At 58.2% G+C, this 25896-nt stretch carries 26 protein-coding genes; 3 read left to right on the top strand and 23 right to left on the bottom strand.

All coding sequences use genetic code 11. From position 1 onward, the window contains the following. Positions 1-89 precede the first annotated feature (89 nt). From rnc to RFER_RS08745, 17 genes are all read right to left on the bottom strand, one after another. Complete coding sequence (rnc, locus tag RFER_RS08825; RefSeq protein ID WP_404818591.1) at positions 90-761, bottom strand: ribonuclease III; 672 nt, start codon at positions 759-761, stop codon at positions 90-92. Between the two features lie 38 nt (positions 762-799). Continuing rightward, positions 800-1150: a DUF4845 domain-containing protein gene (locus RFER_RS08820; RefSeq protein WP_011464039.1), complete on the bottom strand. Its 351-nt coding sequence runs from the start codon at positions 1148-1150 to the stop codon at positions 800-802. A gap of 15 nt (positions 1151-1165) precedes the next feature. After that, complete coding sequence (gene lepB, locus RFER_RS08815) at positions 1166-2131, bottom strand: signal peptidase I (protein ID WP_011464038.1); 966 nt, start codon at positions 2129-2131, stop codon at positions 1166-1168. Beyond that, positions 2131-3942, bottom strand: a complete 1812-nt coding sequence (lepA, locus tag RFER_RS08810; RefSeq protein ID WP_011464037.1) for a translation elongation factor 4 — start codon at positions 3940-3942, stop codon at positions 2131-2133. The genes lepB and lepA overlap by 1 nt, the downstream gene beginning before the upstream one ends. Before the next feature lie 464 nt (positions 3943-4406). Next, positions 4407-5888 carry a DegQ family serine endoprotease gene (locus RFER_RS08805; RefSeq protein ID WP_011464036.1) on the bottom strand — a complete coding sequence of 494 codons (1482 nt, stop codon included), beginning with the start codon at positions 5886-5888 and terminating at the stop codon, positions 4407-4409. Positions 5889-5963: 75 nt separating this feature from the next. Further along, positions 5964-6980, bottom strand: a complete 1017-nt coding sequence (locus RFER_RS08800; protein ID WP_244095841.1) for a MucB/RseB C-terminal domain-containing protein — start codon at positions 6978-6980, stop codon at positions 5964-5966. Beyond that, the gene (locus tag RFER_RS08795) at positions 6977-7618 is read right to left on the bottom strand and encodes a sigma-E factor negative regulatory protein (RefSeq protein WP_041790458.1); all 642 of its coding nucleotides are present in this window, start codon (positions 7616-7618) and stop codon (positions 6977-6979) included. Before RFER_RS08795 ends, RFER_RS08800 begins: the two co-directional genes overlap by 4 nt. Before the next feature lie 38 nt (positions 7619-7656). Next, a complete protein-coding gene (gene rpoE, locus RFER_RS08790) occupies positions 7657-8241 on the bottom strand; it encodes an RNA polymerase sigma factor RpoE (RefSeq protein WP_049765736.1) in 585 nt (194 codons plus the stop codon). A 67-nt stretch (positions 8242-8308) separates the two neighbouring features. Continuing rightward, entirely contained in the window at positions 8309-8776 is a 468-nt protein-coding gene (locus tag RFER_RS08785; protein ID WP_166485693.1) for a hypothetical protein, read from the bottom strand. A gap of 48 nt (positions 8777-8824) precedes the next feature. Beyond that, a complete protein-coding gene (gene fabF, locus RFER_RS08780; protein ID WP_011464031.1) occupies positions 8825-10072 on the bottom strand; it encodes a beta-ketoacyl-ACP synthase II in 1248 nt (415 codons plus the stop codon). A 137-nt stretch (positions 10073-10209) separates the two neighbouring features. Further along, positions 10210-10449: an acyl carrier protein gene (gene acpP, locus RFER_RS08775; protein ID WP_011464030.1), complete on the bottom strand. Its 240-nt coding sequence runs from the start codon at positions 10447-10449 to the stop codon at positions 10210-10212. A gap of 97 nt (positions 10450-10546) precedes the next feature. Then, the gene (gene fabG, locus RFER_RS08770; protein ID WP_011464029.1) at positions 10547-11293 is read right to left on the bottom strand and encodes a 3-oxoacyl-ACP reductase FabG; all 747 of its coding nucleotides are present in this window, start codon (positions 11291-11293) and stop codon (positions 10547-10549) included. Continuing rightward, the gene (gene fabD, locus RFER_RS08765; RefSeq protein ID WP_011464028.1) at positions 11290-12249 is read right to left on the bottom strand and encodes an ACP S-malonyltransferase; all 960 of its coding nucleotides are present in this window, start codon (positions 12247-12249) and stop codon (positions 11290-11292) included. Before fabD ends, fabG begins: the two co-directional genes overlap by 4 nt. Positions 12250-12311: 62 nt before the next feature. Then, positions 12312-13289 (bottom strand): beta-ketoacyl-ACP synthase III, encoded by a 978-nt coding sequence (locus RFER_RS08760; protein WP_011464027.1) that lies wholly within the window; start codon positions 13287-13289, stop codon positions 12312-12314. 3 nt (positions 13290-13292) lie between these two features. Then, entirely contained in the window at positions 13293-14342 is a 1050-nt protein-coding gene (gene plsX / locus RFER_RS08755; RefSeq protein ID WP_011464026.1) for a phosphate acyltransferase PlsX, read from the bottom strand. A gap of 107 nt (positions 14343-14449) precedes the next feature. Then, positions 14450-14632 (bottom strand): 50S ribosomal protein L32, encoded by a 183-nt coding sequence (gene rpmF, locus RFER_RS08750; RefSeq protein ID WP_011464025.1) that lies wholly within the window; start codon positions 14630-14632, stop codon positions 14450-14452. A 108-nt stretch (positions 14633-14740) separates the two neighbouring features. Next, positions 14741-15289 carry a YceD family protein gene (locus RFER_RS08745; RefSeq protein ID WP_011464024.1) on the bottom strand — a complete coding sequence of 183 codons (549 nt, stop codon included), beginning with the start codon at positions 15287-15289 and terminating at the stop codon, positions 14741-14743. Positions 15290-15314: 25 nt separating this feature from the next. Between RFER_RS08745 and RFER_RS08740 the strand changes: the two genes are divergently transcribed. Both RFER_RS08740 and RFER_RS08735 read left to right on the top strand, forming a co-directional pair. After that, positions 15315-15914: a Maf family nucleotide pyrophosphatase gene (locus RFER_RS08740; protein WP_011464023.1), complete on the top strand. Its 600-nt coding sequence runs from the start codon at positions 15315-15317 to the stop codon at positions 15912-15914. Further along, positions 15911-16699: an SAM-dependent methyltransferase gene (locus RFER_RS08735; RefSeq protein ID WP_011464022.1), complete on the top strand. Its 789-nt coding sequence runs from the start codon at positions 15911-15913 to the stop codon at positions 16697-16699. Before RFER_RS08740 ends, RFER_RS08735 begins: the two co-directional genes overlap by 4 nt. A 15-nt stretch (positions 16700-16714) precedes the next feature. On the opposite strand, the gene RFER_RS08730 is transcribed toward RFER_RS08735, so the two are convergent. From RFER_RS08730 to RFER_RS08715, 4 genes are read right to left on the bottom strand one after another with little or no spacing between them, the layout of a single operon-like run. Beyond that, positions 16715-17785 carry a S49 family peptidase gene (locus RFER_RS08730; RefSeq protein ID WP_011464021.1) on the bottom strand — a complete coding sequence of 357 codons (1071 nt, stop codon included), beginning with the start codon at positions 17783-17785 and terminating at the stop codon, positions 16715-16717. Further along, a complete protein-coding gene (locus tag RFER_RS08725; protein WP_011464020.1) occupies positions 17786-18151 on the bottom strand; it encodes a Rieske (2Fe-2S) protein in 366 nt (121 codons plus the stop codon). Positions 18152-18169: 18 nt separating this feature from the next. Further along, on the bottom strand, positions 18170-18856 hold the full coding sequence (locus RFER_RS08720) for an HAD family hydrolase (RefSeq protein WP_011464019.1): 687 nt from the start codon (positions 18854-18856) through the stop codon (positions 18170-18172). Further along, a complete protein-coding gene (locus RFER_RS08715; protein WP_011464018.1) occupies positions 18834-19874 on the bottom strand; it encodes an RluA family pseudouridine synthase in 1041 nt (346 codons plus the stop codon). Before RFER_RS08715 ends, RFER_RS08720 begins: the two co-directional genes overlap by 23 nt. Before the next feature lie 525 nt (positions 19875-20399). On the opposite strand from RFER_RS08715, the gene RFER_RS08710 reads away from it, so the two are divergent. Then, positions 20400-23423 (top strand): Rne/Rng family ribonuclease, encoded by a 3024-nt coding sequence (locus RFER_RS08710; protein ID WP_011464017.1) that lies wholly within the window; start codon positions 20400-20402, stop codon positions 23421-23423. A 73-nt stretch (positions 23424-23496) separates the two neighbouring features. On the opposite strand, the gene RFER_RS08705 is transcribed toward RFER_RS08710, so the two are convergent. Beyond that, entirely contained in the window at positions 23497-24570 is a 1074-nt protein-coding gene (locus tag RFER_RS08705; protein WP_011464016.1) for a GGDEF domain-containing protein, read from the bottom strand. Between the two features lie 34 nt (positions 24571-24604). Continuing rightward, positions 24605-25894 (bottom strand): heme biosynthesis HemY N-terminal domain-containing protein, encoded by a 1290-nt coding sequence (locus RFER_RS08700; RefSeq protein WP_011464015.1) that lies wholly within the window; start codon positions 25892-25894, stop codon positions 24605-24607. Positions 25895-25896: the final 2 nt, after the last annotated feature.

Raw genomic sequence — 25896 nt, 5'->3', positions numbered from 1 at the left:
TGCATCATCTGCTACTGATTCAGTAGCAGATGATTTGGCGACATCCAATTTCTTGGGTTTTGGTGTTTTAACAGTAGTTTTTGAAGCAGTCATTGCGCGGCCTTTGCCTTGAGTGTTTGCAGCATCGCAGCAGCTGCGGCCTGTTCGCCAGCACGACGGGAGCCGCCGATGCCACGTTCTAAAAAGTTAAGTTCGACAATTTCGCACTCGACGTCAAACGTCTGCTTGTGCGCCGCCCCTAGGGTGGCAACCACCCGGTACAGCGGCAGGTTCATCTTGCGCCCTTGCAACCATTCCTGCAATTCGGTCTTCGGGTCCTTGCCAATGGCTTCCATGTCGGATTTGATTTCAACCGCCTGGAACAGGCGCCGCACCAAGCCTTGTGCCACGGCAAAACCGGCGTCCAGATAAACCGCCCCAATGACAGCCTCCAGCGCGTCAGCCAGGATAGAAGGCCGCTTATGTCCGCCGGAGCGGGCCTCGCCTTCGCCCAGTCGAATGACCTCGGGCAAACCCAAGCCCAGCGCCAAATGATGCAGCGTATCTTGCTTGACCAGATTGGCACGCACGCGCGACAAATCACCCTCCGGCAGCGTGCTCAGGCGCTCGTACAGCAGATCAGCCACAGCCAGACCCAGCACCGAGTCGCCCAGAAACTCCAGCCGTTCATTGTGATCAAGTGAAAAACTGCGATGGGTGAGCGCGCGCGTCAACAAACCCGGGTTGGAAAACTCATGCTGCAAGCGAGCCTGCAGCGCCATCAAACCATTATTCAAACCCACACCTCTTAGCCAACACTTTAGCGCGAACGTCCAGCATATTTAAGCGTCAGGTAGCCGGGACCGGCGAGGTGAATCTCGCGCTGGTAGGCAAAACTGACGACGATCTTGTCGTTCTCCTTGGTGACCTCCAGGTCTTTGCCACCTAGGGAACTGATGTTGTCGACCGCCGCCGCCTTGTCAAAAATACTTCGCACCTCGGCCACCGAGTTGCCTTCACTGGCCTTGTTCGCCGCCTTGAGAACCGCCTGGTATTCGATGGCAGTGGGCACGATTTGGGCGGTGATGACGCCCGCCACAGCCAGCAGACCACCGACAAACAGGAGCCCCAAAAAAGACAGACCACGCTGCCTGGATTTGAACTGAACCATCTCGCATTCTCCTAATCAGTTGAACGAGCCGATGCGCTTCAAGCTGCTGAAGTTCATCCAGACAAAAAATGCTTTACCGACAATGTTTTTATCCGGCACAAAACCCCAGTAACGCGAGTCCAGCGAGTTGTCGCGGTTGTCGCCCATCATGAAGTAGTGGCCTGCAGGCACTTTGCACACCACGCCTTCAACACTGTAGCGGCAGTTTTGCTTGAAGGCAAAGTCGTCCGCGCCGGGAATAAAGGCGGGCCGGTCATCATCGTTGAGCAAACGGTGCTTTTGCTCACCCAGGGTTTCTTCAAACTGTTTGAAGTAACGCATGGCGTCTTCGTCGAAATACTCCGGCAAGGCGACGGTTTGAATCACCTGGCCATTGATGGTGAGACGCTTGTTCAGATAGGCCACCTCATCACCGGGGACGCCGACCACACGCTTGATGTAATCGAGGCTTGGTTTGGGTGGATAGCGGAACACCATCACATCGCCACGCTGCGGCGGCGTGCCTTCGCTTATCTTGGTATTGAGCACCGGCAGGCGCACACCGTAGTGAAACTTGTTGACCAGAATCAGGTCGCCCACCGTCAGGGTCGGAATCATGGAACCAGACGGAATCTTGAAGGGCTCGAACAGAAACGAGCGCAAGAAAAACACGGCGATGATCACCGGGAACAAGCCCGCCGTCCAGTCCAGCCACCAGGGCTGCGCCAGCAGGCGGCTTCTGGCCTCGGTGATATTCATGTCAACCTGGCTGATACCTTGTTTGACGAGTGCTTCGCGGCGCTTGATGGCATCCGCCTCCAGCAACGCCACCGCCTTCTGCCGCTGCGGCAGGAAGTAAAAGCGCTCGGCCAGCCAGTAAACCCCGGTCACCACCGTGGCCAGAAACAGCAACAAGGCAAAGTTGCCTTCGAGCATGCCAAGGTACCAGGCACCGGCGTAGCCGACGAAGGCCGCCAGAATAAAGGAGGTAAGAATCTGCATCAAGCATCCACCTGCAAAATCGCCAAAAATGCCTCTTGCGGCACGGACACCGATCCAATCTGTTTCATGCGTTTCTTACCTTCTTTTTGCTTGTCCAAAAGCTTGTGTTTACGCGAAATGTCGCCGCCATAGCACTTGGCGATCACGTTCTTGCGCATGGCTTTGATTGTCTCACGCGCAATTACGTTGGACCCGATCGCGGCCTGGATCGCCACGTCGTACATTTGCCGGGAGATGATCTCGCGCATTTTGGAAACCACCGCACGACCCCGGTATTGCGACTGGGAGCGGTGCACGATGATGGACAGCGCATCGACCTTGTCGCCATTGAGCAAAATATCAACCTTGACCACATCGGCGGCGCGGTACTCCTTGAACTCATAGTCCATCGACGCATAGCCGCGCGACACCGACTTGAGTTTGTCAAAAAAGTCCATGACGATCTCTGCCAGCGGCATTTCATAGGTGAGCATCACTTGCCGGCCGTGGTACGCCATATTCATCTGCACGCCGCGCTTCTGGTTGGCCAGCGTCATGACCGCACCCACGTAGTCTTGCGGCATGTACAAGTGCACGGTGACAATCGGTTCGCGCACCTCGTCAAGGCGGCCCTGATCGGGCATCTTGGATGGGTTCTCGACCATCTTGACCGTGCCATCCGCCTGCACCACCTGGTATTCCACGCTCGGTGCCGTGGTGATCAGGTCCTGGTCAAACTCGCGCTCCAGACGCTCCTGCACGATCTCCATGTGCAGCAGACCCAGAAAGCCACACCTGAAACCAAAACCCAGTGCCTGCGACACTTCAGGTTGATAGCGCAGTGAAGAGTCGTTGAGTTTGAGTTTTTCCAGGCTGTCACGCAGACTTTCATACTCGCTGGCCTCGGTCGGATAAAGGCCCGCAAACACCTGTGGCTGGATTTCCTTGAAACCCGGTAAGGGCTCGGTGGCCGTGAACGCGGCACCACCGGTACCGGCTTTGATCAGGGTAATGGTGTCACCCACCTTGGCCGCCTGCAGTTCGCGAATGCCGGCAATGATGTACCCGACCTCACCGGCCTCCAATGACTCGCGCGGTTCATTAGCGGGCGTAAAGACCCCCAGGCTGTCGGCGTTGTAGGTGGTGCCGGTGGCCATCATCTTGATGCGCTCACCCTTGGCCAGACGCCCATCGACCACACGCACCAGCATCACCACACCCACATACGTGTCGAACCAGCTGTCAACGATCATGGCCCGCAGTGCACCGGCCGGGTTGCCTCTGGGCGGCGGCATGCGAGCCACCACGGCTTCCAGGATTTCGTCAATGCCCATGCCGGTTTTGGCCGAGCACGCGATGGCATCAGTGGCATCAATGCCAATCACATCTTCAATTTCTATCTTGGCGTTATCCGGATCCGCATTGGGCAAGTCCATCTTGTTCAAGACCGGCACCACCTCCACCCCCAGATCAAGCGCGGTGTAGCAGTTGGCCACCGTTTGTGCTTCGACGCCCTGGCTGGCGTCCACCACCAGCAGTGCACCCTCACAGGCAGAGAGCGAGCGACTGACTTCATAGGAGAAGTCAACGTGCCCCGGTGTATCGATCAAATTGAGGTTGTAAATCTGGCCGTTCTGCGCTTTGTATTTGAGTGACGCCGTCTGCGCCTTGATGGTTATCCCGCGCTCTTTCTCGATGTCCATCGAGTCCAGCACCTGGGCCTCCATCTCCCTCTCTTGCAGACCCCCACAACGCTGGATCAAGCGATCTGCCAGGGTGGATTTGCCATGATCAATGTGCGCAATAATCGAAAAATTTCTGATGTGATTCATCAAGGGCGAGCTTCAAGTGACTGAATTAGAACGATGAGAGGCAAGAAAAAAGGGCACGTCAAGTTTTGACGCGCCCTGAACCAACAATCATTGGCAACTGCGATAGCTGGAAGTTCATTGTAGGTAAAAACCCCAGAACATACAGCCCAAAAAACAGTCAACATGAGTCGTTGCAGTGCAGCAACAAAATTTTATACACAGCTTATCAACATAATCGATAGGTCAACCTCTGGACAACTTGTGGGTGAACTGTGGATCATCTGTGTGTCCCTGTTCATTATCCCGCATCGTGGGGTCCAACCCCTTTGATATGCCTTTAAGCCCCAATTGTGTACTCTCATTCTAACCAAAACAGCCATAGTTAGAATTAAAAGTTAGTGAATGCAAACTTGGGCCGAACAAAAAGACGGGTAAAAAAAACATCAAACCCCTCCTTGAATTGGGGTCTTGCACCGCTTGCTTGCCTAACGCGCCGGTCGAATCACCGCATATTGCGCCCATTCGCCACGCCGCAAAAGAACGCTGACTGCTTTGTTCTTGTCAAGCTTTGCCAGCGCACTTTCGAATTCCTTGATGTTGGTAATCGCCACATTGGCAACAGCCACAATCACATCTCCCTCACGGATACCGGCGCGGGCAGCCGCATCGGTGGCGGCTTCGACCTTCACGCCACCTTTGACCTTGAGCTCTTTCTTTTGCGCATCAGTCAATTCGGCGACAGCCAATCCAAGCGCCTGCCCTGCACTGGATGCTTTGGGTTTTTCCACCTTCTCAACCGCTTTGGCTGGGACTTTGTCTGCTTCAATCTCCGCGATGGTGACCGTTAACTCTTTCTGGCTGCCACGACGAAACACAGTCAGGCTGCTTCGGGTACCCGGCTTGGTGCTACCCACCATGCGCGGCAAGTCACTGGACTTCTCGACCACCTTCCCTTCAAACTTGATAATGATGTCGCCTGCTTCCACGCCTGCTTTCTCGGCCGGCGATCCAGTCTCGACGCCGCGTACCAGCGCCCCCTGGGCCTTGCCCAAACCGATGGACTCCGCCACCTCTTTGGTCACCTGGTCAATTTGCACACCGATGCGCCCGCGCGAGACCCGACCCAACACGCGCAACTGCTCGCTGACGCGAAACGCTTCGTCCATCGGAATGGCAAACGAGATGCCCATAGAGCCACCCGAGCGCGAATAAATCTGGCTGTTGACGCCCACCACTTCGCCGCGCATGTTGATCAAGGGGCCGCCCGAATTGCCAGGATTGATAGCCACATCGGTCTGAATGAAGGGCAGATAGTCGCCCGTGTCGCGCTGCTTGGCACTCACAATACCGGCCGTCACGGTGTTGTCCAAGCCGAACGGTGACCCGATCGCCATCACCCATTCGCCAACTTTGAGTCGACCCACATCACCCACTTTGACAGCTGGCAGGCCAACGGCCTCGATCTTGACCAGCGCAATATCACTGCGCTTGTCCGCACCAATGATTTTGGCCTTGAACTCGCGTTTGTCAGTCAGCGTCACCAACACCTCGTCAGCGCCATCGACGACGTGGGCATTGGTCATGATGAGACCGTCCGCCGACAGGATGAAGCCGGAACCGACGCCACGCGGCTGCGAGTCTTCTGGTATCGGCGGATGATTCTTGGGCGGCGTCTGGTGCGGATTTTTCGGAACATTGGGCATATTCGGAATCGGCAACCCGAAACGACGGAAAAACTCCAGCATTTGTTCGTCCACACCACCGGAACCGTCAGATGGTGTCACCTTTTCAAGCGTGCGAATGTTCACCACCGATGGCCCCACTTGCTCCACCAGGTCGGTAAAGTCCGGCAAGGTGCGCACCTGAGCCATCGCCTGCGACACGGGCACCAGAACGACCGACGCCGTCAAAGCAAAAGCACTGGCGAGAACAAAAGAATGCAACTTCTTCCAATCGATATGAATCATCATCGACCTTTCTTCAATAAACAAACGGCTAATTAATGGAAACAGAGCTTCGATACGCTTCGGACATATAAGGTTTCATTTCTGCCGCTCAAGCCCCTGCGCAAAAGCCGCCAGGGTTTCGGTCGGAACTTCGCCAACAGCTGTGAGCCACCAGTCCCCCAAACGACGCGTCAGGGTGTGTGTGGCGCCCATGGCCTGGCTAGCTGGCTGGCCATGACGCCGGGCAACAAAGGGCTCGATAAAAAGCGAAACCGATGCGAGCCCGTCGGAAAAAATCCATTGCAAGGTGTGCTCATACTGACTTGGGGCGCTGCCCTTCACTGAGCGCTGGTAGCAGCTCATGGGCTGAAAACCAGGTACTACTTGCTTCAAAACCCAACCTTCAGCTTCGGCCGTGGTTTTACGCACCTGAGGCTTCTCAAGCTTATAGCCTTCGGTGTGGCTCATCATTTGCGCCAGCTTGTCCATGCTGACCGGTACGTCAAATTGCAAGTCGGAGAAAGCCGCCTGTTCCAGCACCTGCCCCCGCGCGTTCAGAGTTTGCAGTTTGACCATCAATCCGGTATCTTTCTCGATCCAGACCCGATAGCCAAAACGCAAGCTGTCGACCGGCTGCAGTTCCAATACATCGGCTTCAAAACCGGCCACCCGATCGCGGCCAAACTCGTGAACACGGTAATACTGCGCAATGGCAGCATTGTTTGCTTGCAGCAACTGCGGAAAAAGTCCCAATGACTCGCGCTTTTCTGCCAGCACCACCCGGTTCTCGGGCAAAAACGTCAGTACCTGGTCGTTGCGGCGAAACGTGGAGCGCGGCGCGCCCGTCAGCGACTCTACGCGCTCCATTTGCTGCATGCCATCACAGACATGCCAAATGCGGGCGCTTGACAAGCGCCCTCCCCCCGCAACCACAAATGTGCCCACATAGGCGCGCTGGCGCGACGCATCGTGCATGCGCTGCAACCAGTCGCTGACACTGCGCTCAGCGACGGGTCGGTCAACAGCCGCAGGCGCCGCAGCGGCAATCGTGGTCTGAGCCATTGCTGTGGCGCTCAGCACCATGAGCAGCAATCCAGCCATGTAACGGCTCAAGGGACACCTCCCTCAAACGTGGCGTTACGAAGAAACCCAGCCGGTCCCTGCAGCGCAGACGTGCCGCCAAATTGTTTGTGTGCCGCCAGCAGCGCATCAAGTTGCGGGTCGCGGATCATGCGCTGCGGCTCTGCACCGACGCCAGGCTGCGTTAACCCGACCTCGGGCTGGAGCGCCTGAACTGGCACCTGCACGAGCTGCCGCGCCCCGCCCGGATCGCCCCAGCCGCTGACAATTTGCCAGCCAATGAGCGCGACCGTCGACAAGGATGCCAAGCCAGCCAGCATTTTCCAGCGGAAGCGACCGTCGTTGGCGCTCCAATATTTTGAGCCATTCTGGACTCCAGCCACCGTCATACCTGGATCATTAGCTACCAATTCAGGAGCATTCACAGGGCGCACTTGCGGCGTCTCCTGCTGCAAGCGCAACTTCAGACTTTGCAGAAAATCAGCGTCGCGTGCACTCACCACCGGCTCACCCGAGCGCAACACATCGCCCACCAGATGATAGGTGTGCCAGGTGAGTCGGGCCTCTTCAGTCTGATTGACCCATTCGACCGTTCGCGCGAAATCCTCGTCGCGCAACTGTCCATCGGCCAGTGCCGATATCAATTCACGATTTTTCGCAACTTCTTGCATCATCAATTCCAGTTTTTTTACCCGTCTCAGCCTGTGATTTACCAGCGTTTGCTGGTCTGTCTTTCCAGCATTGGTTTCACAATGTCCGATATCGCTTCCCGAGCACGGAAAATCCGGGAACGAACGGTACCAATCGGGCAATCCATCACTTCCGAAATCTCTTCATAGCTCAAGCCTTCAATTTCGCGCAGAGTCAACGCTTGCCGCAAATCCTCTGGCAAAGCCTCGAGCGCGGCATCTACCGCCATGGCAACCTCCTTGGCAGCCAGCACCGACTCCGGCGTCTCACTGTCAATTGGTTCATTTCCAGCCCAAGAAGTTTCATCACCCTCATCATCTGATTTAAAGGCGTTCTCCGACACCGTGGGGTCACGCTTGAGTTCCATCAAGAATTTTTTGGCCGTGTTGACCGCAATGCGGTACAGCCAGGTGTAAAACTGGGCATCCCCGCGAAACTGGTGCAAGGCCTGATAGGCCCGAATGAAAGTCTCTTGGGCAATGTCTTCCACCAAATCCACATCACGCACCATGCGGCCAATCAGGCGTTGAATCCGGCGCTGGTACTTGATCACAAGCAATTCGTAGGCGTTCTGATCACCTGCGACAGCGCGCTCCACCAGCATCAGGTCGCTGTCAGTGGCCCCGGTCAGCGCTGGCAAGGTGGGTTTTGTGGAGTCTGCGCTCACAAGGTCACCGGTTCGACGTGTGAACGACGGCAGCGGCGCTTTGAGCGTGTCCCGCGCCACCACGAGAAAAGACAGCCCGGCGCAAAGCGTTCCAATGCGCCGCATCAAGTCGGCTTTCCGGCCAGAGCCAGAGGCGCTTGCCCGTGTCTGGGCGCAGGCTCAACAACAAAACAAACTGACCATCAAGATGTACCGTCAGCAGCACCGGGACCGACGCATCAGCGCCAGTCCAATGCCAGGCTTGTCCATCCCAACGCAAGATTCCTTGGGCACAACGGCGCCAAGCCACCGCTGCAGTTCCGCAAGCGCCCAACAGAACCCCGGCAAACAGCCATTGACGCCATCCGACAGCGTCGAGCTGTCGCAGCCAGAGCGCGCCCGTCAAGCAGGCGCCCAAACCCAGCCCCAGCAGCAGCCAACCCTGGAAACGCGAACGCCCCACCGGATAATTAACCGCTGGGGCGCTGTGCATGCTGGAATCAGTCAAATTGTAAAAATTGGGTGCAGTGCCAAGCAAACGTCAGGGCGCGCGCTTGAAAACAAGCGAGCCATTGGTACCACCAAACCCAAAGTTGTTTTTCAGGGCCACATCAATTTTCATGTCGCGCGCCGTATTGGCGCAGTAGTCCAGATCACACTCGGGATCCTGGTTGAAAATATTGGTGGTTGGTGGGCTCTTCTGGTGATACAGCGCCAGCACGGTAATGATGGACTCAAGGCCGCCAGCACCGCCCAGCAGGTGCCCGGTCATGGATTTGGTGGAGTTGACCACCGTCTTTTTCGCATGCTCGCCCAAGGCAGCCTTGATGGCATTGGTTTCGTTCAGGTCCCCCAACGGCGTGGAAGTCCCATGGGCATTCAAATAATCAACTTGATCGGCGTTGACCCCGGCGTTGCGCATGGCATTTAGCATGGCGCGGCGTGGACCATCCATGTTGGGGGCGGTCATGTGGCCGGCATCGGCGCTCATGCCAAAACCAGCCAGCTCGGCGTAGATCCTGGCACCGCGGGCCTTGGCGTGTTCGTACTCTTCGAGCACCATCACGCCGGCACCTTCACCCAAAACAAAGCCATCCCGATCCCGGTCCCACGGGCGAGAGGCCGTTTGGGGGTCATCGTTGCGGGTGCTCAAAGCCCGCATGGCGGCAAAGCCACCAACACCCAAGGCAGACACCGCGGCTTCAGAGCCACCCGCCACCATGACGTCGGCATCGCCATATTCAATCATGCGACCGGCTTCACCAATGCAGTGCAGGCCGGTCGTGCAAGCCGAGACAATGGCCATATTGGGCCCTTTGAAACCACAACGAATCGCCACATGGCCGGCGATCATGTTGACGATCGTGGACGGCACAAAAAATGGGGAGATACGGCGCGCGCCCCGGTTGACGAACTCGGTGTGCATGTCCTCGATCATTGGCAAGCCGCCAATGCCTGAACCGATCAAACAGCCGATGCGCACTGCCAGTTCCTCTGCCAGCGCTTCGCCGGTGGGCAGGCCGGCATCGGCCACGGCCTGACTCGCCGCCGCGATACCGAAGTGAATAAAGGTATCCATCGTGCGCGCCTCTTTGCTGCCGATGTAAGACCCCAGATCAAAGCCTTTGACTTCACCCGCAATTTTGCAGGCAAAACTGGAGGCATCAAACTTGGTAATGAGTTCAATGCCGGATTTTCCGGCCAGCAGGTTCGCCCACGCGTCAGCCACCGTGTTGCCCACGGGACTGACACACCCCAAACCTGTTACTACAACGCGACGACGGGACATAAAAATTTTCAGCCAGTAGTTTAGCTAAGGAAGGCCGCCAGCAGCGGCATGAAACCAGTCTTGCAGACTGGCGCCAAAGCAGCCCAGTCCGTCAGAGCAAGCGCAACGACGCTTTAGCACGTCGCCAGCAGAGCTCCTTACGCTTTTTTGTGTGTATTGGCGTAATCAATGGCGTTTTGCACTGTCGTAATTTTTTCGGCGTCTTCATCCGGAATTTCTATGCCGAACTCATCTTCCAGGGCCATCACCAACTCCACTGTGTCAAGCGAATCAGCCCCCAGATCGGCCACAAAGGCTTTTTCACTGGTGACTTGTGCTTCTTCCACACCGAGTTGTTCGGCAATGATTTTCTTAACGCGTGCTTCAATATCGCTCATGGGTTCACTCAGAGTGTTGTAAATTAATCCGCGATTCTAGCCGGGCGCAGGGCTGATACCCCAATCCGGCTGCCGAGCGGATAAATCGGCTTACATCTTACATGTACATGCCACCATTGACATGCAATTCCTGCCCGGTCACGTAGCCCGCTTGCGGTGAAGCCAGGTAGACCACCGCGTGGGCGATGTCAGAGGGTTGGCCGAGTTGCCCCAGCGGGATTTGGCTCACCAGTGCTTTTTTCTGCTCTTCCTGCAAGCTGGCGGTCATGTCGGTTTCGATAAAACCGGGTGCCACGCAATTGACCGTGATGGAACGCGAACCCAGCTCTCGGGCCAGCGCGCGGGTCATGCCGGCCACGCCCGCCTTGGCGGCGGCGTAGTTGGCCTGCCCCGGGTTGCCTGAGGCACCCACCACGGAGGTGATGCTGATGATGCGGCCATAACGCTGCTTCATCATGGTGCGCATGACGGCACGGCTCATGCGAAATACCGCTTTGAGGTTGGTGTCCAGCACGGCATCCCACTCGTCGTCTTTCATCCGCATGGCCAGGTTGTCGCGCGTGATACCGGCGTTGTTCACCAGCACCTGCAAGCCGCCATGCTCCTTGACAATTTCACCAATCAAAACTTCGGCCGCCTGCGCATCGTTGACGTTCAAAGTCTTGCCGCTGCACCCGGGGAAAGCCGCCAGGGCTTGCCCAATTTTTGCGGCTCCGTCGTCGCTCGTCGCCGTACCAATGACCTTCAACCCCTGTTTTGCCAACTCCAGGGCAATGGCGGCACCAATGCCACGCGACGCACCCGTCACCAAAGCGACCTGCCCGTCAAATTTGATATCAGTCATGCGGCACCCAAAAGTAATTTCTTAAGCTCAACCAGGCTGGCTGGATCTGACAGCGCGATGGCGTTCAAGTCCGGGTCGATGCGTTTAACGGTGCCGACCAGCACCTTGCCGGGACCGCATTCCACAAGGGTAGTCAATCCACGAGCCTTGAGTGCCTGGATGCACTCAACCCAGCGCACCGGCCCGAAGGCCTGACGGTACAAGGCATCGCGAATCCGATCAGCATCAACCTCGACGGCGACATCCACATTGTTGATGAGCGCAATCTGGGGCGCCAAAAAGTCGACCGATTTCAATTTTTCTTTGAGTCTTGTCGCGGCCGGCTTCATCAAACTGGAATGAAAAGGCGCTGACACGGGCAGCGACAGGGCCCGCTTGGCGCCCTTGGCCTTTAACACCACACAGGCTCTTTCAACGGCTGCTTTCGTACCGGCAATGACCGTCTGCAGAGGGTCATTGAAATTGACGGCTTCCACTACTTCATCCAATGTTTCGCCCAACTCCTTGGTGACCTCTGCACAGCCCGCTATGACTTTTGCAGAATCCAAGCCAAGAATGGCGGCCATGGCGCCCACGCCGACAGGCACCGCATCCTGCATGGCCTGGGCCCGAAAGCGCACCAACGGGGCGGCCTGAGTCAGTGTCAGCACACCGGCAGCCACCAGCGCCGAGTATTCGCCCAACGAATGCCCCGCCACAGCGGATGGCGCAGCGCCGGTCTCGGTCATCCAGACACGGTACGCGGCCACCCCTGCCACCAACATCACCGGCTGGGTATTCGTCGTCAGGGCCAGCGCTTCCTTGGGACCGCTCCGGATGAGCTTTGCAACATCTTCACCCAAGGCATCGGAGGCTTCCTGGAGCGTTTCCAACACCACCGGATGATCACCCCAAGCGTCAAGCATACCCAGGGACTGGGACCCTTGGCCGGGAAAAACAAAAGCGAAAGCTTGCATGCTGTTTTGGCTAATATTAGGACTAAATGAGGCTATAGCCCCCGTTCTTGCTTCAAGATATGCTACAAATTCAGTAGCACAGCACCCCAGGTAAATCCGCCGCCCACCCCTTCCAGCAGCAGCAGTTCACCCGCTTTGACCTTGCCGCTACGCACCGCCGCATCAAGCGCCAGGGGAATGGACGCCGCGGAGGTATTGCCATGCTGGTCAACCGTGACGACGACTTTATCCATCGACAGTTTGAGTTTTCTGGCGCTGCTCTGCATGATGCGAATATTAGCCTGATGAGGAATCAGCCAGTCAATATCGGCCGCTGTCTTGCCCGCCTTGGCCAGAACGGCGCGGGCGGCTTCATCCAGCACGCCCACCGCCAGCTTGAACACGGCCGGGCCATCCATCTGCAGCAACGGGGCGCCCAGCACATTGCCACCCGAGACGTGACCCGGTACACACAGAATGCCAACATGCTTGCCGTCCGCATGCAAGTCACTGGCGAGAATACCGGGGGTGTCGGACGCTTCCAGCACCACGGCGCCAGCGCCATCACCGAACAGCACACACGTGGTCCGGTCCTTGAAATCGAGAATACGTGAAAAGACTTCTGCGCCAATCACCAGCGCTTTCTTGGCAGCGCCGGTCTTGATCATTGCGTCGGCAATGCTCAAAGCGTAAATAAAACCGCTGCAGACAGCCTGCACGTCGAACGCCGGGCAACCATTGGCTCCCAGCTTGTCCTGCAATATACAAGCGGTTGAGGGGAACACCATATCGGGCGTGGAGGTGGCGACGATGATGAGGTCAATATCTTGGGCCTTTGCCCCCGCAGCCTGCAAAGCCCGGCGCGCGGCTTCAAGGCCCAGATCGCTGCTGCAAACCTCCGGCGCAGCAAAATGACGCGCTCGAATGCCGGTGCGCTCAACAATCCAGTCGTCCGAAGTTTCAACACCTTGCGTGGCAAGTTCTGCCGCCAGATCGGAATTGGTCAGTCGACGGGGCGGCAGATAACTGCCAGTTCCAGTGATACGTGAATAGAGTTTCATTGATCAGACGGGTACGGCCGCGCCGGATGGCACGGATCTCCCACTGGCTCCCCATAGGGGGGCCGCGTGGGCAATCCGGGCTTGAACACGGTCTAGCAGGTTGTTCCGGGCCGCATCATACGCGCGCGTCAAAGCATATTCAAACGCCAACTCATCGGCGGAGCCGTGGCTTTTGAAGACCAGACCGCGCAGGCCCAGCAAAGCACCGCCATTATAGCGACGATGATCCATACGCTTTTTAAGCGCCGATATGATGGGATAGGCAGCAATTGCCGCAAATTTTGTGAAAATACTGCGAGAGAATTCCATTTTCAAAAAATCAACGATCATCGTCGCCAAGCCCTCGCTGGCTTTCAAGGCAACGTTGCCAACGAAACCATCACACACCACAATGTCAGCAGTTCCCTTGAAAATGTCGTTGCCCTCGACATTGCCATAAAAATTCAAATCCCCCGCTTTGGAGGCAGATCGAAGCAGCTCACCCGCTTTTTTTATGACCTCATTACCTTTAATTGCTTCTTCGCCAATATTAAGCAGGCCGACGCTAGGACTGTCCTTGCCGTTCAAGACCGATACCAGGGCGGAGCCCATCATCGCGAACTGCAGCAAGTGCTCAGCTGAACAATCGACATTGGCCCCCATGTCCAGCACGGTCGTTGCTTCACCTTTGGCATTGGGAATCTGGCCAGCGATGGCTGGGCGGTCGATGCCATCCAGGGTTTTGAGCAAATAGCGCGAGATGGCCATTAACGCAGCGGTGTTGCCGGCCGACACCGCCGCCTGTGCAGCGCCATCCTTGACCTGCTGGATAGCAACCCGCATGGAAGAATCTTTCTTGCGCCTAAGAGCGACTTCAAGCGGATCATCCATACTGACGACTTCACTGGCCGCGACCGTTTTGGCGCGCTGATGGGAAAATGCGCCCAGACTCTCAGGCCGCCCGACCAGCAACAACTGCGCGTCGGCGTGACGATCCAGAAAATGACGGCAAGCAGGCAGCGTGACGCGCGGGCCATGATCGCCCCCCATACAGTCGACAGCGATAGTGATCATGACAAGCTAGCCCACCCAAGCAAATGAAATCCGGTTACCAGGCGCATTAAAACAAAGGCCCGAGGCTACAAACATAGCAGCCTCGGGCCTTGGTTAAGAAAAAACGATCAGGCTTCTGACTTGGTCTTGAGAACCTGGCGACCACGATAAAAGCCATTGGGGCTGATGTGGTGACGCAGATGGGTTTCGCCCGTGGTGGACTCAACGGCAATACCCGGCACGACCAAGGCATTGTGCGCACGGTGCATGCCGCGCTTGGAGGGTGACTTTTTGTTTTGTTGAACGGCCATGATCGGCTCCTTGGCAGGTGTGTTGCGAACGCTGCAACAACTTGGGTTAGTGGAACACGCGTTTGTTTGATCCGCGCGAAGCCTCAAATTATAGCCTACCTTACCGTTTCAACTGCCTTTGCCGCTGCGGAGCTTGGCCAACACCGAGAAAGGATTGACCTTTTCGGTGGACTCTGACTCAAAACCCGGATCTACAGCCGTCAGCTTAAGCGCCACCGGACATGTTTCATGACGGGGAATCACCGGCAACGCCATCAACACCTCGTCTTCGATCAGATCAGCCAGGTTGAAGTCACGGCTCAAAACCAGCACATCTTCGTCGGCCTCCTCGTCCTGTGCTTCAGCCGCTTCTTCACTTCCAACAAAGCGGAAAGACCGGCTAACACATACAGCAATATCCACCGGCCCCAGACAACGCTGGCAAATCAGGGGCAGACTGGCATCAACCGTCAAATGCAGCCAGATCTGCTCGGCGCCCGCTTCGTCGCGGCGCAACTCGCCGCGCGCAGCCCAGTTAATTAGCCGATCAACACCCTGCCCCTGGGTTTCCTTAGTCAATCGCTCGTATTTTGATAGCAAATCATGTCCGGTGATCGCACTCGCGGCTTGCGCAAACACCTTGACATCCAAATGGGTAGGGGCTGACTCTTGTTTCATGCCCGCAGTGTAAGAGAATCACGGCATGTCTGAACCTATCCAACGCAAACTCATCCTGGGCTCCACATCGCCCTACCGCCGCGAACTGCTGGCGCGGCTGCGCATTCCATTCGAAGTCGCCGCGCCCGATGTCGATGAATCAGCACGGGCTGGCGAAACACCGCAACAGCTGGCCTGTCGCCTGGCCATGGCCAAGGCCCGTGCCGTGGCCGCGCAATTTCCGTCCTGCGTCGTGGTTGGCTCGGATCAGGTGGCCGAGCTGGACGGCCAGGCCCTTGGCAAGCCCGGCAACCATGCGCGCGCGGTTGCCCAGTTGCAGCAAATGCGTGGCAAGTCCGTGATTTTCCAGACTGCAGTGGCAGTGGTCTGCGTTGAGACCGGTTTTGCGCAGATGGATCTGGCCCAGGTCAAAGTCAACTTTCGCCAGCTCTCGGATGCCGAAATCGAAGCTTACCTGCGCGCGGAGACGCCCTATGACTGCGCGGGCAGCGCCAAGAGCGAAGGTCTTGGCATCGCTTTGCTCGATAGTATTGACAACGACGACCCGACGGCCCTGGTGGGACTGCCGATGATCCGCACCTGCCGGATGATTCAAGCCGCAGGCATCAAGGTGCTGGGCGCATGACAACAACACCGACCAAGCCCACGCAAGTTAGCAGCGGCAAACTCTACCTGGTACCTGCGCCGCTGGACTTCGGCTGCGCCAGCGAAGTCAACCTGGAAAATACCATGCCCCAGGGCACCCTGGCGGTGGCCGCACGGCTCCAGTATTGGGTCTGTGAAAACGCCAAATCAGCTCGCGCCTACTTGAAACGAGTGAATGAAATCACACCACTGAGCGTCCCGCTGCAGGCCCTGCACATTCAAGAACTGCCTCGCGAAGTGCATAAGAAAGGCGATCACACCGGCAACTTTGACGCGCGTCATCTGCTCGACGCTGCAGGCCAAGGCCATGACGTGGGGCTGGTCAGCGAAGCCGGCATGCCGGCCGTGGCGGACCCGGGCTCCTCGGTGGTGCGCGCCGCCCATGATCTGGGGATCGAAGTTGTGCCGCTCACCGGCCCGGTTTCATTGTTGCTGGCACTGGCCGCCAGCGGGCTCAACGGCCAGAATTTTGCCTTTGTGGGCTACCTGCCGCAAGACGCTGCGGAGCGTGCCCAGCGCGTGCGCGAGTTGGAATCACTGGCATTAAAAACCGGGCAGACCCAGTTGTTTATTGAAACACCCTACCGCAACGCGGCCATGCTGCAGACGCTGCTGCAGACACTGCAGCACAACACGCGGCTGGCAGTGTGCAGTGGCCTCACCTTGAGCCGGGGCGTGTGTCGCAGCGAAACCATCAAAAACTGGCGGCAAAAATCCTCGCCGCTGGACAATTCGACGCCAGCGGTGTTCGCGCTGGGTCGTTGACAACGCTGCGCAGATTCAGCGCAGCGTCGGCGTCGACTGAATCGCCCGCACCGCGCCCTGGCCAATAGAGGCGCCAAACCGTTTGACCAGACGCTCTGCGACATTTTCACGTCGGGTGTAATCAATGATGTCTTCGGCTTTGACCACTTCACGCGCGACAAAGTCAAGGTTGCCGAACTGGTCCGCCAGTCCGAGTTCAATCGCCTGCTGGCCGCTCCAGAACAGGCCACTAAAGGTCTCAGGGGTTTCCTTGAGCCGGGTGCCGCGCCCAGCCTTGACAACGTCGATGAACTGTTGGTGAATCTGGTTCAGCATGGCTTGGGCAAAAACGCGCTGCTTCTCGGTTTGCGGACTGAACGGGTCTAAAAAACCCTTGTTTTCGCCCGCCGTCATGAGACGCCTCTCGACACCCAGTTTTTCCATCAAACCCGTAAAGCCGAAACCATCCATCAACACGCCAATGCTGCCGACGATACTGGCCTTGTCGACGTAAATCTTGTCAGCCGCAACGGCGATGTAATAAGCCGCCGACGCACATGTTTCTTCAACCACGGCGTAGACCGGCTTATTGTGCTTGGCTTTGAGGCGATGCAGTTCATCGTTGATGATGCCCGCTTGTACCGGGCTGCCACCCGGCGAATTGATCAACAGCACCACCGCCTGGGCTCCGGCGTCTTCAAAGGCATCCCGCAAAGAAGCAACAATCGCGTCCGCGCTGGCGTCAGCGCCAGACGCAATTTCGCCTTTGATCTCAACGACGGCCGTGTGCGGCTTCAAGGCGGCACGGGACGCCCCATTTTGACTGATGACCAGCCACGCCACAATAATAAAAAATGCCAACCAGGCCAGCCTTATAAAAGTGCGCCAGCGGCGCGCCAAACGCTGCTCGGTCAGTGACGCAAATGCCAGCTTTTCCAGCGTCGCGCGCTCCCAACCCGGGCTGCCAGACGCCGCATCTTCTCCACCTATTTTGGTAGCATACTTCTCACCATGGACGGGGGCTGCAGCCTGATTTGGCTCTAAATTCTCAGGCGTGGTCGAAACTGACACTTCGGCAGTTTTGTCAGGGTTGTTGGGTTCAGTCATTTAAAACTCTAGGGGTTTGAGATTAGGGGCAGTATGCCAGTGCACGACGCCGTCAAGCTCGGACGTTCCAATTTTGATCAGGCCGCCCCGGCACGGACCCATACGACAGTGGCCGGTCTGGGGGGCGTAAATGGCACCATGCGTGGAACACATCAGCCAGTGGCCCGTACTGTCAAAAAAATGGTTGGGCTGGTAATCCATCTCCATCGGCACATGCGAACATTGATTCAAGTAGGCATAGACCTGACCTTGGTAACGGATCGCAAAGCCGCGGCCGCTGCGGCCGCAATAAATCACTTCAAACGGCACGCCTTCGCCACTGTTAAGTAAATCAGCTGAAGGGCACAGGGGAATCAATTGCTCCATGCGGGGGACTCAAACATATCAGGCATTGTCCAGCAACCAGCGGTGCAAACTGCCCACCGAATGGGCAATGAAGCGGGGCTGCAGGGCGACAAACGCCTCAGGCTCATGGGCGCCGTAACTCACTGCCACGCTGGCGCAACCCGCGTTAAGTGCCATCTGCAGATCATGCGTGGTGTCACCAATCATCAGCGTGCGCTCAGGTGCCACATCAAACTCCCGCATCAACTCGTGCAACATGCGGGGGTCGGGCTTGCCCGCCGTTTCATCTGCCGTCCGCGACGCGTCGAACAAGCCTTTGAGTTCCACCGCCTGCAAAGCGTCGTTCAGGCCGCGCCGACTCTTGCCGGTGGCCACGGTCAACCAGTGCTGGCGCGCCTTCAAATCGGCCAGCAGCGACAACACGCCCTCAAACAGGCTGATGTCGCTTTGATGGGACAGGTAATGGTGGCGGTAGCGCGCCCCCAGCTGGGGGTATTTATCCACTGGCACGTCCGGCGCCGCGTGCGCCAAGGCCTCCATCAAGCCCATGCCGATCACGTAGGCGGCATCCTTGTCGCTCGGCACCGCGCCGCCCACGTCGCGCACGGCGTTTTGAATGCAACGCGTGATGATGGCGGTGGAATCAAACAAGGTACCGTCCCAGTCGAAGGCGATCAAGTCGAACTGGCGGACTCTGGCAATCTCAGGATGAAGAAGGTGCGGCATGGTCGGAAAAAGCCTCAAGTTCAGTCGGTAGGGGCGCCAGCAGTTCCATTCGCTCGCCGCTGGCGGGATGGTTGAACTGCAAGCGCCAGGCATGCAAAAACATGCGTTTGAGGCCGGGCCGGGGCCCGGACTGCAGTAATTTCTTATTCAGCCCAAAGTCGCCATATTTATCGTCACCTGCAATCGGATAGCCCTCGCTGGCAAGATGAACCCGGATCTGATGCGTGCGCCCGGTCTTGATAGTGACTTCAAGCAAGGTAAAACTGGTCGCCGTCGTCTCCCTGACTTTCACCAGCGTCACCGACGGCATGCCGTTGGGATCATCCCGGGACACCACCTTGACGCGCCGTTCGCCCTCGCCCGCACTGCCGTCCTTGCCTGGCAGCAGGTATTTATAGAGCGGCTTGTCCAGCACTTTTCGGTTGGCTGGCCAGTGCCCTGCCACCAAGGCCAGATAGGTCTTGCCGGTTTCGCGCTCGCGAAACTGGCTTTGCAGCCGGGTCAACGCGCTGCGCTTTTTCGCAATCAACAAAATGCCGCTGGTGTCCCGGTCCAGGCGGTGCACCAGTTCCAGAAATTTGGCCTCGGGCCTGGCCATGCGCAATTGTTCGATCACGCCAAAACTCACGCCCGAACCACCGTGCACGGCCACGCCGGCCGGTTTGTCAATCACCAGCAGTTGCTCATCTTCAAACAAAATGGGAAAGTCGCGCGCCGGCGCTCCATGGGCCATGGCTTGTGTCATGGCCTCGGCCTTTTCCGCCACCCGCTCGGAAATTCGCAGCGGCGGCAAACGCACGGTATCACCCGCCGCCAACCGTGCATCGGCAGAGGCCCGACCTTTGTTCACCCTGACTTCACCACTGCGAATGATGCGGTAGACATGGGTTTTCGGTACACCCTTGAGGTGACGCATCAGGAAATTATCCAGGCGCTGCCCAGCCGCGTCTTCGTCGACGCGTATCGTTGTAGCCTGAGGTGCCGGTGGGACTGGATTGCCCCCTATAATGTGTTTCACTAGCGAAGAGCTGTAAGTGGTTGATTTAACGAGAAGTTAATTCATGACTGACGTGGAGTTTAGTTCACCAGCACTCAACAGCACCGCCAGAAGGTCGATACCGCCGATTGCCAATGCACGCAAACCGCAAGCCAGATGCTTGCAGTGGCCTGCAGGACAAACGGTCAAGACGACGCTTTGGAACCCTGATACGGAATACCCCAAGATCACAGACAGCTTTGCCTGTGATCGGAATGAAACGAGATGTTTGTGTTGTTGAGCCTGATTCAAAATTGCCTGGGGCGCGTTTGCGCGCCGCGTTTTGGCATGAATTGGCCGTCAGCGCCCACACAATGGGCGCATAGAGCTATTTATTTAGTAGCAAATTCACAATCCAGACAACCCGTTCCCCTCCACGCGCCTACACCAGAACTTTTTGTTTGAGTCCTGGTTCTCCGGCAATTCCTCCTCAATTCGAAGCGTCAGTTCCGGTATCAATGGCTCGTCAAGAGCTTATTTGTTATTTGAATTGAAGGAATGCTACCCATGAAACGGATGCTGATTAACGCCACGCAGGCTGAAGAACGCCGCCTGGCCATTGTCGACGGACAAAAACTCCTCGACTACGAGATTGAAATCGAAGGTTGCGAACAACGCAAGGGCAACATCTACAAGGCCGTCGTCACCCGCGTCGAGCCGTCGCTGGAAGCCTGTTTTGTCGATTACGGTGAAGACCGTCATGGCTTTCTGCCATTCAAGGAAATTTCCCGGCAGTATTTTCAACCCGGCGTGGCCGTCGGCCAGGCACGCATCCAGGATGCCATCCGTGAAGGCCAGGAACTGCTGGTGCAAGTGGAAAAGGAAGAGCGCGGCAACAAAGGCGCTGCCCTGACCACCTTCGTGTCGCTCGCTGGCCGCTACGTGGTGCTGATGCCCAATAACCCACGCGGAGGCGGTGTCTCACGCCGCATTGAAGGCGAAGACCGGGCCGACCTGAAAGAGGCCCTCGATCAGCTTGAATACCCCAACGGGATGAGCATCATTGCCCGCACCGCCGGCATTGGCCGCAGTGCGCCCGAGTTGCAATGGGACCTGAACTACCTGCTTAAATTGTGGGCCGCCATTGATGGCGCCGCCAAGGGTGCCAAGGGCGCCTTCCTGATTTACCAGGAATCGTCTTTGGTGATCCGCGCCATTCGTGATTACTTCAACAACGACATCGGCGACATCCTGATCGACACCGACGACGTGTTTGACCAGGCCCAGCAATTCATGGCCCACGTGATGCCCGAGCACGCCGACCGCGTCAAGCGCTACCGCGATGATGCACCGCTGTTCAGCCGTTTCCAGATCGAGCACCAGATCGAATCGGCCTACGCCCGCACCGTGCAATTGCCCAGCGGCGGCGCCATTGTGATTGACCACACCGAAGCGCTGGTGTCGGTGGACGTCAACTCGGCACGCGCCATCAAAGGCAGCGACATCGAAGAAACTGCCACCCGCACCAATTTGGAAGCGGCTGAAGAAGTGGCACGCCAGATGCGCCTGCGGGACTTGGGTGGCCTGATCGTGATCGACTTTATCGACATGGAAGAAAGCCGCAACCGCCGCGACGTGGAAAACCGCCTGCGTGACTCGCTGCGGCAAGACCGCGCCCGTGTGCAGTTTGCCACCATCAGCAAATTTGGTCTGATGGAGATGAGCCGCCAGCGGCTGCGCCCCGCCTTGTCAGAGGGCGCCTCCATTCCCTGCCCGCGTTGCGGCGGCTCCGGCCACATCCGTGACACGGAATCCAGTGCATTGCAGATCTTGCGCATCATCCAGGAAGAGTCTCTGAAAGACAACACGGCTTCGGTGCTGTGCCAGGTCCCGGTTGAGGTTGCCTCCTTCTTGCTTAATGAAAAACGGGCCGAGATTGCAAAAATTGAACTCAAGCAACGCATCAACGTCCTGATGGTGCCCAACAAGACACTGGAAACCCCCAACTACAAGCTGGAGCGTCTCAAGCATGACGACCCGCGCCTGGACAACATCGAATCCAGCTACAAGTTGGCCGATCAGATGGAAGACGCCACGGCGGTGACACGCCGCTCGCAGGAACCCACCAACAAGCAGACGCCGATCATCAAAGGCGTTTTGCCCGATGCCCCGGCGCCTGTTGCACCGCCCCGGCCCGAGCCCGTCAAGCCAGCGGTCGCCGCGCGCACGGCACCCAGGCCCGTACCTGCATCCGTGGCCCCAGTGCCACCGGTAGAAGGTGGTTTCTTTGGCTGGCTCAAGCGGCTGTTTGCGCCCGAAGCAACGCCTGTTGTCCCCGCGCAACCCAAGGCAGACTCGGCCCAGGCCGACAAGCGCGAAGAACGCCCGAGCCGCGAAGGCGCCCGTCGTGGCGAACCCCGAAGCGACGGTCGCGACGAAGGTCGTGGCGGCAGAGGTGGCCGCGGCGGACGTGGTGACGGACGTGGTGACGGACGTGGTGACGGACGTGGTGACGGACGTGGTGACGGACGTGGCGGCAGAACCGGTCGCGGTGAGCGTCCAGCGTCTGGCCCGCGTGAGCGTTTCGACGGCGAAGGCAGACCCGCCGCGATGGATACGGGCGCCAGCCAAGTGCAGACGTCACTCAACGGGACAGGCCAGGAAGCATCCCGGACGGAACCAGGGCAAGAGCGCCCAGCGCGCAATTCGGAACGGGGTGGCCGTGGCGGCCGCGGTGGTCGCGGCCGCAGCGAGCGAGTCGACGGCGTCGAGTCAACCAGTCCCGCTGAACGCGAAGAGCTCCGGCCCGACCTGCGCAACGAGCGTCGTCCCGAACGCAACCGTCGGCCTGACGCCAACGTTGCTAACGTCCCCAGCGACGCGTTCAACCAAGAGTCCAACCGCACCGATGTCTTATTAGCCGTCTCGCGCGAGAATGTTGCCGACCTCGAACCAGGCCTTGCCGCTCAGGCGACGGAGCGTCCCGAGGGCACGCCAACGCGTGAAAAGCGCAGCCGTGACCGCTATGGCCGGGATCGTGCACCTCGCGGTGAGCGCCCCGAACAAGGGGAGCGTCAGGACCAGCCATCGCGCGACAGCCAGCCTTCAGCAGAACCGTCGGCGCAAGAGCCCCGCAAGTCCTACTTTACGGCCAGCCCTGAAGCAGCCGCGACCCCGGCGGAACCGACCCCGGTTGCGGCAACGCCAGCCGCAGCGCCGGCAGCAATCCCTGTCGCTGTGTCATCTGCCGCGCCGGAGCCCGTGGCAACACCGGTCACCGTGTCCATGGTCGCGGCCCCAGCGGCTGAGCCTGTGGCAGCGGCAGCAGCCATGCCCAGGCTTGAGCAGTTTGAGTTGCCACTGGGCGAGTTGGTCCAGGTGGCCCAGAGCTCCGGCCTGAGCTGGGTCAACTCAGACCCTGAAAAGATTGCAGCGGTCCAGGCGGCCATCGCGGCCGAACCAAAACCAGTTCACGTGCCCCGTGAACGCCCTGCAGTGGTAAAAGTTGAGGGTGGACCACTGGTTTTAGTGGAAACCAAACGCGATTTGCGTAACATGACGCTGCCCTTTGAAGAAAAGGAACCTCAGTAAATCGACTTGCCGCCCCTCGGGGCAGCCACAAAAAAGGGCACGTCAAGTGCCCTTTTTTTACGCCCCACCTTTGTCAAGAAATGTCGACTGCCCCCACCTTGGGCGCGTCTCCAAAGTAGCCTCGACGCACCAAGCCGATATGACTGCACACTTTATTGCCGCCGCTTCGCTGCGCAAAATCGACTGCACGCTCTGTTTTTTCCAGCGCGCTGCTGGGTGAATCATCCGCCAGCACATTGGTAAAACCGCAACTCACCGTAACCCGGCCGACCTTCGGAAAATTGAACTTTTCAACACTGACACGAAAACGCTCAAAGGCAGCCAGCACCAAGGCCTCGTCGGGGCAATGCATCAACACACCAAAATGCTCACCGCCAAAGCGGTAAAGGCGATCGTAAGTGCGAAATGTGTTGTTCATCACACGAGCTACCAGCAGCAGCACTTCTTCGGCGATCAGATGACCATGCTTCTCGCCGACCTGTTCAAAGTTGTCAACAATGGCCGAGCCAAGCCAGTAATTAGCCGGCACCCGATGGCGACGCTCCTGATCCAGTCCTTTGGGAGAGCCCGCCGTTCGGGCCTCACCGGCGAGACCGTCAAGCTCTTCCAGCACCGCACTGTAAAAAGCATCATCCAGGGATTTACGGTTGAGCAGGCCGGTCAGAGCATCGCGGTCGCTGTACTCCAGCAAGGTATACATGTTGCGGTAAATACGGCGCAATTGCTCGACCATCAGAAGATGTTCTGCGGCCAAGGTCGAATCCGAGTGAAGTTCGATAACGCCCGCATCATCCTTGCGTGAATCAGAAAACAGGGGGAGCATGTAAATGCGCGGACCCTCGTCTCCAGCCCATGCTATTTCGATCATTTCACGGCCCAACAGACACTTCAGGCGATCCGTCGCATCGTTCAGGCGGGCCAATGTCAAGAAGTCAACCCGCATCGGATCAACGACTTTGCCGCCGCCCCTGGCGTCGAGCCGCGCCACCTCCAGCCAGCGCTGTTCAGCCTCCTCACTCATCACGCGTGCAATGACGATGCGCTGAATCGGCAACAGATCAATCAGCGCCTTGGAGAGCGTGAGTTCCAGCAAATCCCGATCCCGATGGTCGGTCAGCTTGAGAATGTGTTCGATCAAGGTGCTCATAGGTCTCGCATAATAGTCCCGAACACCAGGGGCGTCACGCGCTTGCTGCCGCCTTGGCCGCGTTTTTCCAGGCTTGCGTGGCCGCCACTACGTCGCCCCGTTGATCCGCCAAGTCGGCCAACGCGGCCCAGGCGTTTCTGGCCAGACCGGCGTCCTGCAACTTGGGCAGTGCGTGTTGCAACAACTGCTGGGCTTTGCCCCACAGCTGCAGTCGCATACAGGTCATGCCCGCGAGATATTGCAGATTTGCGTCGGCTGGATCAGCCAGTTGGGCCTGTTCGATGCGGGTCAGCCAGGGCGCTTCTGGTGCACCGGACGCCATTGCAAAGCTGCTTTCCAATGCCCGAATGAGACTGATGCGCTGGGCTTCTGTCAATGCTCCCGGCTGTGCCAGCATGTGATCCCAGACCGGCAGCAGCCAGTTGCGGGCCAGCTCGATATCGCCGCCCACTTTCAGCATCCGGCTGCTGGCCTCAATGGCGACCTCGGGCATCAGGCGTTCTGCCTCGTCGAGTTGACGCCACACCGTTTGCAGCTGATCCGGGTCATACGCGGTCAGCACCAGGTCTAGCGCCAGACTGCGCAAGATTCCGGGTGCCGCGACGTCGGAAAATGCACGATGTTTGGCCAGCAAGCGGGCAGTTTCCAGCGCCAGCTGCGTCTGGCGTGCCATCCGCGCAGCCTGCAAGCGCAGACGCAGGGCCAGGGTGCGCCGGGAGGCGCCTTGCGGCAGATCGTTCAGCCACTGCAGCGCGCTTTGGGCATCGTGGTCTTCCAGCGCCCAACGGGCTGCCCGCAGTTGCACCCCTTCACGGGTTTCCTGCGCATCGCGTCTTGACGCCTGTTCGAGCGATTGGCGCAGATGATCCTCCCGCGCCACCTTGTCCTGCAGCGACTGGGCGCTTTCGGCAGCCAATAAGTGCGACAGCGCACGCAGGCGAGCCGAATAAGCCAGTGTTTCGCCACTGCGGGTCATGGCACTTTCCCGCGCCAGCACCACCTCAGCCGCTTTTCTGGCCCGAATAAAACGCCCCGCCATCATGTGCGACAGGGCATCGAGCAAAGCGACGTGCATGGCACGCTCCTGATGCTGGATGCGCCAGCTGCGCGCGTGGCCCGGCATGGCAAACAAGGCGGCCAACGCACGCAAGGCCACATGCAAACCCAAAAAGAACAAGGCCAACAACAGCACCACCAGATTGAACGACAGATCAACCCGGTAGGGTGGCCAGAAAATCGTGATGGTGCCCTGGTTATTACCGACAAACAAGGCCATGGCCACCGCCACACCAAACAATCCCAAAAACCACAGGGCAGCCCGCATAG

The sequence above is a fragment of the Rhodoferax ferrireducens T118 genome (assembly GCF_000013605.1).
Classification (GTDB): Bacteria; Pseudomonadota; Gammaproteobacteria; order Burkholderiales; family Burkholderiaceae_C; genus Rhodoferax; species Rhodoferax ferrireducens.
This window is presented reverse-complemented; position numbering and strand designations above follow the sequence as displayed.

What these genes read in the sequence shown, in the direction of transcription:
- RFER_RS08785 (WP_166485693.1), bottom strand. Translation starts at nt 8,776, where the DNA reads ATGCACAGCGCCCCAGCGGTTAATTATCCGGTGGGGCGTTCGCGTTTC.
- rnc (WP_404818591.1), bottom strand. Translation starts at nt 761, where the DNA reads ATGGCGCTGCAGGCTCGCTTGCAGCATGAGTTTTCCAACCCGGGTTTG.
- RFER_RS08805 (WP_011464036.1), bottom strand. Translation starts at nt 5,888, where the DNA reads ATGATTCATATCGATTGGAAGAAGTTGCATTCTTTTGTTCTCGCCAGT.
- acpP (WP_011464030.1), bottom strand. Translation starts at nt 10,449, where the DNA reads ATGAGCGATATTGAAGCACGCGTTAAGAAAATCATTGCCGAACAACTC.
- RFER_RS08730 (WP_011464021.1), bottom strand. Translation starts at nt 17,785, where the DNA reads ATGACTGAACCCAACAACCCTGACAAAACTGCCGAAGTGTCAGTTTCG.
- RFER_RS08760 (WP_011464027.1), bottom strand. Translation starts at nt 13,289, where the DNA reads ATGAAACTCTATTCACGTATCACTGGAACTGGCAGTTATCTGCCGCCC.
- RFER_RS08820 (WP_011464039.1), bottom strand. Translation starts at nt 1,150, where the DNA reads ATGGTTCAGTTCAAATCCAGGCAGCGTGGTCTGTCTTTTTTGGGGCTC.
- rpoE (WP_049765736.1), bottom strand. Translation starts at nt 8,241, where the DNA reads ATGCTGGTGGAGCGCGCTGTCGCAGGTGATCAGAACGCCTACGAATTG.
- RFER_RS08795 (WP_041790458.1), bottom strand. Translation starts at nt 7,618, where the DNA reads ATGCAAGAAGTTGCGAAAAATCGTGAATTGATATCGGCACTGGCCGAT.
- lepB (WP_011464038.1), bottom strand. Translation starts at nt 2,131, where the DNA reads ATGCAGATTCTTACCTCCTTTATTCTGGCGGCCTTCGTCGGCTACGCC.
- fabF (WP_011464031.1), bottom strand. Translation starts at nt 10,072, where the DNA reads ATGTCCCGTCGTCGCGTTGTAGTAACAGGTTTGGGGTGTGTCAGTCCC.
- RFER_RS08710 (WP_011464017.1), top strand. Translation starts at nt 20,400, where the DNA reads ATGAAACGGATGCTGATTAACGCCACGCAGGCTGAAGAACGCCGCCTG.
- RFER_RS08700 (WP_011464015.1), bottom strand. Translation starts at nt 25,894, where the DNA reads ATGCGGGCTGCCCTGTGGTTTTTGGGATTGTTTGGTGTGGCGGTGGCC.
- RFER_RS08720 (WP_011464019.1), bottom strand. Translation starts at nt 18,856, where the DNA reads ATGCCGCACCTTCTTCATCCTGAGATTGCCAGAGTCCGCCAGTTCGAC.
- fabG (WP_011464029.1), bottom strand. Translation starts at nt 11,293, where the DNA reads ATGACTGATATCAAATTTGACGGGCAGGTCGCTTTGGTGACGGGTGCG.
- RFER_RS08735 (WP_011464022.1), top strand. Translation starts at nt 15,911, where the DNA reads ATGACAACAACACCGACCAAGCCCACGCAAGTTAGCAGCGGCAAACTC.
- lepA (WP_011464037.1), bottom strand. Translation starts at nt 3,942, where the DNA reads ATGAATCACATCAGAAATTTTTCGATTATTGCGCACATTGATCATGGC.
- plsX (WP_011464026.1), bottom strand. Translation starts at nt 14,342, where the DNA reads ATGATCACTATCGCTGTCGACTGTATGGGGGGCGATCATGGCCCGCGC.
- rpmF (WP_011464025.1), bottom strand. Translation starts at nt 14,632, where the DNA reads ATGGCCGTTCAACAAAACAAAAAGTCACCCTCCAAGCGCGGCATGCAC.
- RFER_RS08725 (WP_011464020.1), bottom strand. Translation starts at nt 18,151, where the DNA reads ATGGAGCAATTGATTCCCCTGTGCCCTTCAGCTGATTTACTTAACAGT.
- RFER_RS08705 (WP_011464016.1), bottom strand. Translation starts at nt 24,570, where the DNA reads ATGAGCACCTTGATCGAACACATTCTCAAGCTGACCGACCATCGGGAT.
- RFER_RS08740 (WP_011464023.1), top strand. Translation starts at nt 15,315, where the DNA reads ATGTCTGAACCTATCCAACGCAAACTCATCCTGGGCTCCACATCGCCC.
- fabD (WP_011464028.1), bottom strand. Translation starts at nt 12,249, where the DNA reads ATGCAAGCTTTCGCTTTTGTTTTTCCCGGCCAAGGGTCCCAGTCCCTG.
- RFER_RS08745 (WP_011464024.1), bottom strand. Translation starts at nt 15,289, where the DNA reads ATGAAACAAGAGTCAGCCCCTACCCATTTGGATGTCAAGGTGTTTGCG.